Genomic DNA, 11,807 nt, shown 5'->3' with positions numbered 1-11,807 from the left:
GCATGGCGCTGTGCGCGCTGCTGGCGCTCGCGTCGATGGCCTGGATGGCCCAGCCGCTGGCGCGGCTCACGGGCAGGGCGCGCCATCTGCTGCAAACCGGCGTGTGCCCGCAGCCCCCCGCGGACACGGGTTGGCCGGACGCGGGCGGGGAGGTGGGCGAGTTGGTGCGCGCGTTCCAGGGCCTGGTGCAGCAGGGCGCCCGGCAGCGGGTGCTGCGGGATCTGCTCGACGGGCAGTTCCAGGCCGTTCTGGACAACGCCTCGGTGGGCATCGCCATCACGCGCCACGGCATGCTGGACGTGATCGGCCGCCAGGCCTGCGTGCTGCTGGGCTATGGCGTCGATGAGTTACAGGGCCGCAGCGTGCGCACCCTGTACGCGAGCGACGCGGAGCACGCGCGCACGCGCGAGCGCATGCGCGCCGAGGTGCTCGCGCACGGGGCGTTCGACGGCGATATCTGCTTCGTGCGCAAGGACGGCACGCCCGTGTGGGCGCGCGTGCAGGGGCACAGCGTGTGGCCCGACGATTTGCACGGCGGCATGGTCTGGATCCTGGAGGACATCACCGCCGCGCGCCAGGCGCAGTTGCAGCAGACCTGGGAGCGCACGCACGACGCGCTCACGCAGATCTACAACCGCGTGGCGTTCGACGAACGGCTCGGTCGGCTGCTGGCCGAGCGCAGCGCGTGCGCGCCGGACGGCGAGGGCGACGGGGTGGTGCTGTTTCTCGACCTGGACCATTTCACGGTGGTCAACGACGTCGCAGGCCATGACGCCGGGGACGACGTGCTGCGCCACGTGGCCCGCCTGCTGGCGGCGCAGGTGCGCCGGATCGGTTGGGTCGCCCGCCTCGGGGGCGACGAGTTCGCCGTGGTGCTGCCCGGCTGCGCGCTGGCGCGGGGCCAGGCGGTGGCCGAGCAGTTGTGCGCCCTGGTGCACGCCTGGGAGCCGTCGTACCAGGGCCGCAGCTTCACCCTGGGGGTGAGCATTGGCCTGGTGGCGCTCGACGCCAGGCTGCAGGACCTGCCCTCGGTGCTGGGCGCCGCCGACATGGCCTGCTACGACGCCAAGCGCGCGGGCCGCAACCGGGTGGAGATCCGCCATGCGCACGAGGCCGCAACGCCCGGGCGCCTGCCTCAGGCCCGCAGCAGCGAATCCACGTAGTTCTTCAACGACGCGCCCCAGACCTGCGGATTGAAGCTGCCGGCGTCCGCCCACGCGAGATTCAGCACCTGGTACACCGGGCGCCAAGCCGGTGCATCGGCCGCGGCGTGGGCGCGCAGTTGCAGATGCGGGTTCGGCAGGTAGTGGCCGTTGGTGGTGCGTGCCCACAGGCGGCGCGCCGGCAGGTAGGCGCTGTGGACCTCGGCGCGCGCCAACACCTGGTTCACGTAGCTGCGTTTGTGCCGCTGCGCTCGCCACAGGTGCTCGGGCAAACCCGTCAGGGTTGCGTTGAGTTCATCGGCGAAGAATCCCTTGCCGTATCGGTAGAGGTCGAGCGGACGCTGCACGCACCAGGTGCGCTGCGTCTTGAAGCCGGCGAGCATCAGGCTCAGGATCCAGTACTCGCCCTGGTGGCGCTCCAGCCGAATGAGGCGGCCGTCCGACTGCACGTCCAGGACCGGCGCAGCGATGCGCTCGAACAGCGGCCCGATCGACTGCTGGAGAAATTCGCCATCTTCCATTGCCCGGTTCAGCGCCGCGAACCACGGCGTATGGCCGAACTCGTCCTCGAGCAAGGGGTTGGCCCCGCGCGCCAACAGGGCGTCGACCAGGGCGAGGTTGCCGGCGCGCGCGGCCATCGTCAGCGGGGTCGCGCCCGTGGGGCAGCGGTGGTCGATGCCGTACTGATCGCACTGGCGCAGCAAGTCCTTGAAATTGCGCGCCGTATAGGGCTGCAGGTAGCGCTGTCGCAGCAGGCCGACCTCGCGCCAGGCCTGTTCCCGCACGCGCTGGGAGTCCTGCGCGATGAAGCCCGCCGCCCAGCCGAAGTTGCCGTCCGGCGCCAGGCGGCGCGCGGGTGCGAACTGCGCTTGGCTTGCCAGCTGCTCGACCCAGGCCTGCTGTCCATGCCACAGCGCGTAGTCGAGCAGGGCCTGACGGGGTTTGTTCGACGGCTGCGCACGGTCGAGCGCGCGCGGCGCAAACGTGCCCATCGTGTCTTCGGACCACGGCGTCCACGGAACGGGCTGGGTTTGCAGGAAGGTTTCGCGGATGGCGCGCGCCTGCTCGTCCTTGCCCTGCAATTCGAGTTTGCGCGCCTCCTGCGCCCATTCGTCGCGCGACGAGGCCTGCACCGGCGTTCCCGCCTGGGTCTGGGCCTCGGCGACCTGCAGGCCGAGCAGGTTGAGCAAGGGGTGTTGCGTGTCCGACTCGACCAGCACCAGGCTCTCGACGGCGCGCGTCATCGCCACGTACAGCGCATTCACGTAGAACTTGTAGAGCTCCAGCGACTTGTCGCCCTTGTCGCGTGCGCGTGCATACGCGAGTTCGTCGATTTGCAGATCGGCCGGCGTGACGCCCTGGCAGACCTCGGCGTAAGCGGCGCGCTGGCCGGACACCAGCGCGTAGAGGACCACGTGCGCGTACTCCAGCCCCTTGGCCTCGTGCACCGAGAACACCAGCGGCGTGCGGAAGTGCTCGCGCGCCGCCGGCTTGTCTTCGTCGCGCAGCACGATGACCGCGTGGTGCACGGAGGCGCGGGTTTGCGCGTCCAGTTCGCGCAGCGTGGCGGCGCGCGCCGGCAGCAGGCGCACCTGCCCGGCGAGCGACGAAGCGCTCTGGACCAGGAAATTGCTTTCGCGATCGATGGACCCGAAGCGCGCCTGCTTGATCTTGAGCAGGGCGTTCGCCAGATCGGTGACCGCGCGCGTGTTGCGGAAATTCGCCTGCAGCACCGACAGCGCCTGGTGCTGCGCGGCCTGACCGGCCAGGCCGTGCCAGAACAGCGTGCGCACCGCCGCCCAGGAGAAGAAGTTGGGATGAACGATCTGGTTGGAGTCGCCGCACAGCAGGAATTGCCCGGGGTTCTTCAGGCAGGCGAGCACCAGCGCGAGCTGCACGTTGGTCAGGTCCTGCACCTCGTCGATGACCACGAAGTCGTAGTTTGGCGCGGCCAGCGGGCGCCATTCATGCGCCACCAGATTCAGGTCGAACAGGTTCGACTCGTGCAGCCATTGGCGGTAGCGCGCGAAGAGCACGTGCGCGGCCTCGCGCGCGTCCGCCGCGAGCAAGGACTGGCGTGGCCCCAGGCTGAGGTAGGTGGGCAGATCGAGCGGGCCCTGCGCGCTGGCGCTGAGCACGCCCCGGAACTCCTCGAAAACGGCGTGCGCGTCGAGGTCGCCCAACGCGCTGCGCACCGTCTGCCGATGCCGATCGAACCAGCTGCGAAAGGCGGGAAAGCCCACCTCGCGGCCGGCGGGAACGCGCAGCGTCTCGACGAATTCGCGGTAGCTGAGGAAGTCCACCTCCTGCGCCGGGTTCTCGTAGCCGTGGGCGTCGTACAGCGCGCGCGCAGACTGCGCCAGGTACGCCGACTGCGTGACGTACAAGACGTGGCCCTCGGCCTCGCGCAGCTTGGTCAGCGTGACGGCGGTCTTGCCCGATCCGGCCGAGCCGACGACGACCACGGGGGGCGGCAGCCGGCGCACGGCCTCCTGCGCGTCGTCGAAGACGATGGGCTTGTCGAGCAGTTCGAATTCCGCGCGGGTGGGATGAATCCAGCGCATGGGCAGGGCATCGGCGATCCTCGCGGCGCCCGCCTGGGACGGGTCGGCGAGCAAGGGCTCATGTTCGATCTTGGCTTCGTCGATGCGCGCGCCCCGAAGAAAGCGGGACTTCTCATACGCGTGGTTTTCGATCACCTCCAGTGCCAGACAAACGGTCTCCTCGCCATGGCGCGCGAACTGCAGCAACAGGCGGTTCGTGTGGTCGAGCTTGGCGCGCCAGTACGGGGTGGGCGAGAGTTTTTTGACGTCGGGGCTGCGCAGGTCGCCGGCCTCGATCGCCGTGCGCACCTTGGCAAACGTCGCCTTGACGCGGCGCGTGTCAAGGTCTTTGTAGAGCAGCATTCGCATGGGCGCAAATGGTAACCGCTGAAACGACGGACTCTTTGCGAGTGCCCTCTTGCATGGCGCATGCAGCGCGGGGGCCAAGCCAGGAGGGGCTCGGCAGAACGGGACTTGCCAGGCCGCTGGCGGCGCCCCCGGCGTTTCAAACGGTAAAGATTCGCATTAGAATCGCCGCTCCTGCCAGCCAGCGTCCCGGAAAACGCAAGCCAGCGCCCTTGCGTTGAAACTTTTTCCTCTTCTCCGGGACTTCCATGGTTTCTCAGCCCTTGCGGGTGGCGCAGCGCGCGGCCCGCCCCTTTGCGACCCTGACGACCCGCCTGCCGCTGGCGCTGTGCCTCGCGCAGGCCGCCTGGGCGCAGACAGAGGACGCTCCGGCCGGAGCATCCGCCGCGCCGCCGCAGATGCAGGAGGTGCGCATCGACGCCAGCGCCGACAGGGAGCGCGGCTTTGCGCCCGCCGATGCGCAGACGGCGGGCAAGGCCCTGATGCGGCGGCTGGAGACGCCGCAGTCGGTGAGCGTGGTCACGCGCGAGCAGATGGAGTCGCGCCAGATCACCAACCTGCAGCAGGCGCTACAGACCGTGGCCGGCGTGAGCCCGGTCAACTATGGCCGCCGGGGGTTTGACGACATCCACATCCGCGGCTTTCGCGCCACCGAATCCATTTTGGTCGATGGCCTGGTGCAAGGGCCCGGCATACGCGCCAGGATGCAGCCCTATGGCTACGAGCGCTTTGAAGTGCTCAAGGGCGCGGCCTCCGTGCTCTACGGTCAGGTGCAGCCCGGCGGAATCGTCAACGCCGTGAGCAAGCGACCGCGCAGGGAGGCGTTGAACGAGGCCGGAATCGAACGGGGCAGCTTTGGCCTGCGCACGCTGCAGGCGGACCTGAACCGGCCGTTGTCCGCATCGGGCAAGACTGCGCTGCGCATCAGCGCGCAGGTCTCCGACAGCGACGACCCCACGGACTTTGTCTACCGCAAGGACCGCTGGCTGGCCGCCGCGCTCGCGCTCGACCCGGGCCCCGACACCGACCTGGTGCTGCTTGCCAACCACAGCCGCAACGAATGGCTGCGCCAGCAGGGCCTCTCGCCCTACGGCACGGTGCTGCCCAACCCCAACGGCCGCCTGCCGCGCACGCTGTTCACGGGCGATCCGGGCCTGGGCGCCTACGACATGCAAAGCAGTTCCGTCGGCTACGCGCTCGAGCACCGGTTCTCGCCCGCCATGGCGCTGCGCCAGAACCTGCGCTACGAGACCGGGCAGGGAACGGGCGACTTCGTCTCCAACCTGGCGCTGCAAGCGGACAGGCGCCAGCAAAACCGCAGCCTCTCGCGCCAGTCCATGGACTCGGACATGCTGGCCACCGACACCTCGCTGCTGTCGCGCTTCGCGGCCCTGGGCGCGCAGCACCAATTGGTCACGGGGCTGGACCTGCGCCGCGGCCGCGACCACTGGACGCGCAGCATCTGCCGCATCGGCGCGCTGGATTTGTTCGCGCCGCGCTACGGCATGGCGGCCACCTGCCCCGCAGCCCCGAGCAGCGACGCGCCGTCCCGGCTCACGGTGGCGGGCCTGTACGCGCAAGACCAGATCCGGTTCGGCCCCAACTGGACGGCGCTGCTGGGCCTGCGCCGCGACAGCTCGACGAACCACATCGACAACCGCGTGAGCGGCGTGCGGACGCGGCAAGCGGACGCCGCGACCACGCTGTCTGCCGGTCTGGTGCACGCGTTCAGACCCGGCTGGGCGGCCTACGCGAGCTACGGCGAATCCTTTCTGCCGGTCAGCGGGCTGACCTTCGGGGGCACGCCCCTGGTTCCCGAAACCGGCGAGCAATGGGAAGCGGGACTGAAATACGAGTCCTTCGACGAAGCCCTTGGCGGCCAGGTCACCGGCGCGCTGGCGCTGTTTGACCTGGTGCGCCAGAACGTCCGCACCACGGACCGGGAGCACCCCGGCTTCAGCGTGCAGACCGGCGAGCAGCGCGCCCGGGGCCTGGAACTGGAACTGGGCGCCGACCTGCGCAGCGGCTGGAAGCTGACCGGCGCCTACAGCTGGACGCAGACCAAGGTCACGCGCGACAACAACGCCGCCATCGTCGGCCGGCCGCTGAACCTCACGCCGCGCCACACGCTCGCCACCTGGGCCACGTACCAGCTGCCGCAGTCCCCGCGCACCACGCTGGGCCTGGGTGGGCGCTGCGTGAGCGAGCAGATCGGCGCCCACCCCTTCACGCTGCCCGCGTACTGCGTGGCCGACGCATCGGTCCGCTACCAGGGCCCGAGCTACCGCGTGGCGGCCGGGGTCAGGAACCTGTTCAACCGGGCGTACTACGACGGCGCGATCAACGCCAACGTGGTCTCGCCCGCCGCACCGCGCAGCTTCAGCCTGGGTCTGACGTATTTCTTCTGAAGCGCTGCGCCCATTCCGGTCTCCACTTTCTCCGCGAAACCCCCATGCCTTACTCCCTCAACCCCCACCCCCTTGCAACCCCGCCCGGGCGCTGGATGCAGGCTGCGCTGGCACTGTGCCTGGCGCAGGCCACGCTGGCGCAAACGGCGGACAAAGCCGCGAGCACCCCCGCACCGCCGCTGCAGGAAGTGCGCGTGAACGCCGACGCCGAAAAGGACCGGGGCTTTGCCCCCGTCGATGCGCAGACGGCGGGCAAGGCCCCGATGCGGCGTCTGGAGACGCCGCAGTCGGTGAGCGTGGTCACGCGCGAGCAGATGGAGTCGCGCCAGATCACCAACCTGCAGCAGGCGCTGCAAACCGTGGCCGGCGTGAGCCCGGTCACCTATGGCCGCCGGGGGCTTGACGATGTCCACATCCGCGGCTTTCTCGCCACTGAATCCATTCTGGTCGACGGCCTGGTGCAAAGCGCCGGCGTCTGGGCCCGGCTGCGGCCCTACGGCTACGAGCGCTTTGAGGTGCTCAAGGGCGCGGCCTCGGTGCTCTACGGCCAGGTGCAGCCCGGCGGAATCGTCAACGCCGTGAGCAAGCGGCCGCGCAAGGAGGCGCTGAACGAGGCCGGAATCGAGCTGGGCAGCTTTGGCCTGCGCACGCTGCAGGCGGACCTGAACCGGCCGTTGTCCGCATCGGGCAGGACCGCGTTGCGCATCAACGCGCAGGTCTCCGACAGCGACGACCCCACGCACTTTGTCTACCGCAAGGACCGCTGGTTTGCGCCCTCGCTGTCCATCGACCTGGGGCCCCGGACCGACCTGGTACTGCTTGCCACTTACAGCCACAGCAAATGGCTGTTCCAGCAGGGCATCTCGCCCTACGGCACGGTGCTGCCCAACCCCAATGGCCGCCTGCCGCGCACGCTGTTCGGGGGGGACCCGGGCTTTGGCACCTACGACGTGGAAAACAGCTCCCTGGGCTACGCGCTCGAGCACCGGTTTGCGCCCGCGCTGACGCTGCGCCAGAACCTGCGCTATGAAAACAAGGGGGGCACGGGCCAATTCGTCTACAACCGGACCCTGGAGTCCAACAGGCGTTGGCAGAACCGGGGCGTCTCGCTCCAGGCCATGGACTACGACATCCTGGCCACCGACACCTCGCTGCTGTCGCGCTTTGCGGCCCTGGGCGCGCAGCACCGGCTGGTCACGGGGCTGGACCTGCGCCGCGGCCACAGCCGGATGACCCGCCGCAGCTGCAAGATCGGCGCGCTGGATTTGTTCGCGCCGCGCTACGGCATGGAAGTCAGCTGCCCCGCAGCGCCGAGCAGCGACGCGCCGTCCCGGCTCACGGTGGCGGGCCTGTACGCGCAAGACCAGATCCGGTTCGGCCCCAACTGGACAGCGCTGCTCGGCCTGCGCCGCGACAGCTCGACGAACCACATCGACAACCGCGTGAGCGGCGTGCGGATGCGGCAGAGGGACGGTGCGACCACGCTGTCTGCGGGTCTGGTGCACGCGTTCAGACCCGGCTGGGCGGCCTACGCGAGCTACGGCGAATCCTTTCTGCCGGTCGGCGGGCTGACCTTCGGGGGCACGCCCCTGGTTCCCGAAACCGGCGAGCAATGGGAAGCGGGACTGAAGTACGAGTCCTTCGACGAAGCCCTTGGCGGCCAAGTCACCGGCGCGCTGGCGCTGTTTGACCTGGTGCGCCAGAACGTCCGCACCACGGACCGGGAACACCCCGGCTTCAGCGTGCAGACCGGCGAGCAGCGCGCCCGGGGCCTGGAACTGGAACTGGGCGCCGACCTGCGCAGCGGCTGGAAGCTGACCGGCGCCTACAGCTGGACGCAGACCAAGGTCACGCGCGACAACAACGCCGCCATCGTCGGCCGGCCGCTGAACCTCACGCCGCGCCACACGCTCAGTACCTGGGCCACGTACCAGCTGCCGCAGTCCCCGCGCACCACGCTGGGCCTGGGCGGGCGCTATGTGAGCGAGCAGATCGGTGCCTACCCCTTCACGCTGCCCGCGTACTGCGTGGCCGACGCGTCGGTCCGCTACCGGGGCCCGAACTACCGCGTGACGGCCGGGGTCAGGAACCTGTTCAACCGGGCGTACTACGACGGCGCGATCACCGCCGACGTGGTCTCGCCCGCCGCACCGCGCAGCTTCAGCCTGGGCCTGGCGTATTTCTTCTGACGCGCATGCCCGGCCCGCGCACACTGAGCCGCCTGCTGGTCCTGCACTCCTGGGCCGGCATCGTCACCGGCCTGTTGCTGTTCATCGTCTGCTTCTCGGGCGCGGTGGTGGTCTTCAAGCACGAAATCGACCTGTGGGCGAATCCATCGCTGGCCCGCCTGCCCCGCTCGGAGCGCCCTGCAGCATTGGCCACCGTGCTGGCGCAACTGCAAACGCATTACCCCGGCGCCACGGTCGAGTCGATTGCGCTGCCCGACGCCGTCAACCCGAACTACTTTGCCTGGGTGCGCGGGCCCGGCGCCAACGCGCGCACCAAGCTCGCCCTGCGCTCGGACACCGGCGCCGTGGTCGGCCCGGTCGATAGCCAGCTCGGCCAGTACCTGCGCATGCTGCACGTGTTCCTGTTCTTCGGGCCGCGCTGGATCGTCGGCTTTCTGGGCGTGAGCATGCTGGTGCTGATCGGCACCGGCGTCGTCATCCACCGCAAAATCCTGGCCGAACTGTTCACCCTGCGCTGGGACCGCAGCCCGCGCGTGCTGCTCTCGGACCTGCACAAATGCACCGGCGTCTGGGGGCTGGGCTTTCATATCCTGATCGCCGCAACGGGCGCGTGGATGGGCCTGGCGCCGCTGTTCGAGCAGGGCTACGAATACCTGACGACCGGCGCCACCACCACCACCACCGCAGCAGCAGCCACGCAGCACGGCACCGCCCCGGCAGCCATGCAATCGCTCGACGCCCTGCACGCCGCAGCGCAGCAGGCCATGCCCGGGCTGCAAACGCAGCATGTGTCGCTGCGGCGCTGGGGCAGCAGCAGCGCCGAAGCGGGCTTTAGCGGCAAGCTTGGCGGGCACCTGGCGAGCACCGCAAGGGTGGACCTGGACGCGGTCACAGGCCGGCTGAACAAACTGCACGATCCCCGCACCCGGGGGTTTTGGTCGCTGCTCAACAGCCTCATGGAACCGCTGCACTTTGGCGACTATGGCGGCCTCACGCTCGGAAGCGCGTTCCCCTCATTTCCAGCAGTCTGCACTGGCAGTCTTGTCGTCTGGAAAACCGGAATGTCCCGTCAGTTTCTTTCTCCCCAAATGGTCAAGAGAAAAATCCCCGCATCGATCATCGGCCATCACGGTGCCCGCCTTGCGCGTTGCTTTGACGGTATATGTACTGGACGTGGCTTCCACGGTGATGTCGTACACCGGGGCTCCTTCCCCAGGCACCGGGGAAACACTGAACCGGGATGGAAACTGTGACGCATCCGTGACCGCCACGTTGGCACTGTTCTTGTCGTAGCGGAAATTCTCCGTATAAAACCGCTCCATCCACTGCTGCGCACCGATCAGAACGGTCTTGGCCTGCGCACGCCGGGACCTGGCCATGAACTCCTTATAAGAAGGGTAGGCCACGGCGGCCAAGATCCCGATGATTGCCACGACGATCATCACCTCGATCAGCGTAAAGCCACGCTGTGGCCGCTCGTGCTTCATTGGTCGGTCCTCAGGCCGGGGATTTCCCGCCATTGCAGTCGCTGTGATCCACCGCCGCTGAAGCACAGAAACTCCTCCTTGCCCCCCCGGTGATGACCCTCTTGGCGTGTTGACCGGGTTTGCACGGTGCCGGGAGATTCGATCCTGGCGGGAGAAAAGGCTTGGGGGTCATGTCAGAGACCACGGACACCTTCTGAGCGTCAATGTCCTTGGCGGCGATGGGTGTCTTCGTGCTCAACACCATGATGCTGCCCTGGGCAGGGCGATCGACCTTTCCGGAAACCGGATTCACGGTATAGAGCGCTGCTTTGTGGTTCAAAGAACATTCACTGACCGTCGTATCCCGCGGACGAATGGTCAGAAACGACAGAACCCCTGCAGTCGAAATCGGGTCTGACAAAACCGCTTCCGCAGTCCCTGGAAAATTGAAATACCAGCCATCATGGAGACGCCAATTCAGATCGGTAGTGGTCGTGAGGGTCACTACGCCATCAGGGTTTCGGGTATAGCTTCGGGGCGCCAAGGTATCCATCCCTCTGGGCAGAGCACGCCCGGCCGGTGCTCCCAGGCCGGGTCGATCCCAAATACCATAAGCCCGCTGCACCACCCCGGATCTGGGAAAATCTCCGTCCTGAAATGCATTACCGGTCGCAAAATTGACCATGAATCATTTTTCTCTTGCCGTCCTGCGCCTGCAATCTATAATCTGCGGGCGCCGCCTCACTGGCCAGCAGCAGATCGCTGAAATCTGCCGGGGCATTGATGTTTCTGTCGCAGGCGGGATTGAAAAAAGCAATCCAGCCCACCTGCCAGTCAGCCCCTATCGTCGTGCACGCTGGGGCATTGGCGCCGGCATTGCTGCTCATGCACAGGGTCACACAGGTATTGCGGTTGACGGCCTCGTTGCGGGCCCTCAGAACACTGCTGGTGAATTCGTTGCCCAGGTTGCTCAGCCGGCTGCGAGCCATGGAATCGCGCATCGAGGGGGCCGCCAAACTGGCCAAAATGACAGCCAAGGCGAGTGTCACCAGCAACTCGATCAGCGTGAAACCCTGCGCGGCGCGGCGCGGTCTGGCAAGCGCGGCTGGTCTGCCGCACCCAGTACCTGTGCCCAAGGCCCCGGTGCGGGTGGCCTGGAACTCGGCGTGACCAACATCGCCTTCATTGGGATGCGATGGTTTTCTCTTGTTGGTGGAACTACTTGTTGGGCCCTCCAGCCCTGACGTGATCTTCTCGCTATGTTTTCTTCCATGGCGCGAGCTCCTTCCAGCGCTCGGTTGGGCGGTAGAGGGGTGATAGTTCAGCATGGGGCACCATCGGTTTTAGTTACGTTACTTCCAGTAAGTTGATTGTACGCGGAGTGACTGATGCGATGGCTTGTACCATGCAAGAGTTACTTGGGCCGTCGCCTCACTGTGAGCCATAATTCACAGCCTCATGCGGCTGTGGTTGCGACCGGTTGGCAGGCAGAAGGGCCGGTAGCGCCGTAGCGCCCTGTGTGTCAAGGGGTTGCGCTTGATGCGCCCGCGTCCTGCCCCGGTTCAAGGGCAGGTTGGTGCAGGATGGTTTGGTTACAATTTGATCGGGTATGACCGAGCGCCAAAACCCGGCGCAGGAGACGAGGACCATGTGCGCAGCCGTATCGCCCCCC

General features: G+C 67.6%; 7 protein-coding genes and 1 pseudogene. 4 read left to right on the top strand and 4 right to left on the bottom strand.

Features of this window, described 5'->3' with window-relative positions:
* On the top strand, nucleotides 1-1,163 hold a 1,163-nt coding region (locus VTU_RS27225), incomplete at its 5' end, for a sensor domain-containing diguanylate cyclase (RefSeq protein WP_010105010.1).
* On the opposite strand, the gene VTU_RS27220 is transcribed toward VTU_RS27225, so the two are convergent.
* Nucleotides 1,136-4,069 carry an AAA family ATPase gene (locus VTU_RS27220; RefSeq protein WP_010105009.1) on the bottom strand — a complete coding sequence of 978 codons (2,934 nt, stop codon included), beginning with the start codon at nucleotides 4,067-4,069 and terminating at the stop codon, nucleotides 1,136-1,138. The two genes, VTU_RS27225 and VTU_RS27220, sit on opposite strands and share 28 nt — an antisense overlap.
* Nucleotides 4,070-4,320: 251 nt before the next feature.
* Between VTU_RS27220 and VTU_RS0113520 the strand changes: the two genes are divergently transcribed.
* From VTU_RS0113520 to VTU_RS0113510, 3 genes are all read left to right on the top strand, one after another.
* Nucleotides 4,321-6,480: a TonB-dependent siderophore receptor gene (locus VTU_RS0113520; RefSeq protein ID WP_010105008.1), complete on the top strand. Its 2,160-nt coding sequence runs from the start codon at nucleotides 4,321-4,323 to the stop codon at nucleotides 6,478-6,480.
* Nucleotides 6,481-6,575: 95 nt separating this feature from the next.
* Nucleotides 6,576-8,669 carry a TonB-dependent siderophore receptor gene (locus tag VTU_RS0113515; RefSeq protein ID WP_010105007.1) on the top strand — a complete coding sequence of 698 codons (2,094 nt, stop codon included), beginning with the start codon at nucleotides 6,576-6,578 and terminating at the stop codon, nucleotides 8,667-8,669.
* Between the two features lie 5 nt (nucleotides 8,670-8,674).
* Nucleotides 8,675-9,922 (top strand): PepSY-associated TM helix domain-containing protein, encoded by a 1,248-nt coding sequence (locus tag VTU_RS0113510; protein ID WP_010105005.1) that lies wholly within the window; start codon nucleotides 8,675-8,677, stop codon nucleotides 9,920-9,922.
* Here the strand turns inward: VTU_RS0113510 and VTU_RS34870 are convergent.
* The 3 genes and pseudogenes from VTU_RS34870 to VTU_RS30750 all read right to left on the bottom strand — a co-directional run.
* Nucleotides 9,827-10,156: pseudogene (locus VTU_RS34870) on the bottom strand (type IV pilin protein); the annotation flags it as partial. The gene VTU_RS0113510 and the pseudogene VTU_RS34870 sit on opposite strands and share 96 nt — an antisense overlap.
* A 10-nt stretch (nucleotides 10,157-10,166) precedes the next feature.
* Nucleotides 10,167-10,640, bottom strand: coding sequence for a hypothetical protein (locus tag VTU_RS32785; RefSeq protein WP_169315401.1), 474 nt, complete (start codon nucleotides 10,638-10,640; stop codon nucleotides 10,167-10,169).
* A gap of 157 nt (nucleotides 10,641-10,797) precedes the next feature.
* The gene (locus VTU_RS30750) at nucleotides 10,798-11,463 is read right to left on the bottom strand and encodes a GspH/FimT family pseudopilin (RefSeq protein WP_081479821.1); all 666 of its coding nucleotides are present in this window, start codon (nucleotides 11,461-11,463) and stop codon (nucleotides 10,798-10,800) included.
* Nucleotides 11,464-11,807 lie beyond the last annotated feature (344 nt).

The sequence above is a fragment of the Verminephrobacter aporrectodeae subsp. tuberculatae At4 genome, assembly GCF_000193225.1.
GTDB classification, from domain to species: domain Bacteria; phylum Pseudomonadota; class Gammaproteobacteria; order Burkholderiales; family Burkholderiaceae_C; genus Acidovorax; species Acidovorax aporrectodeae.
Note: the sequence above shows the minus strand (reverse complement) of the source record. Positions and strands in the feature narration are given on the sequence as shown.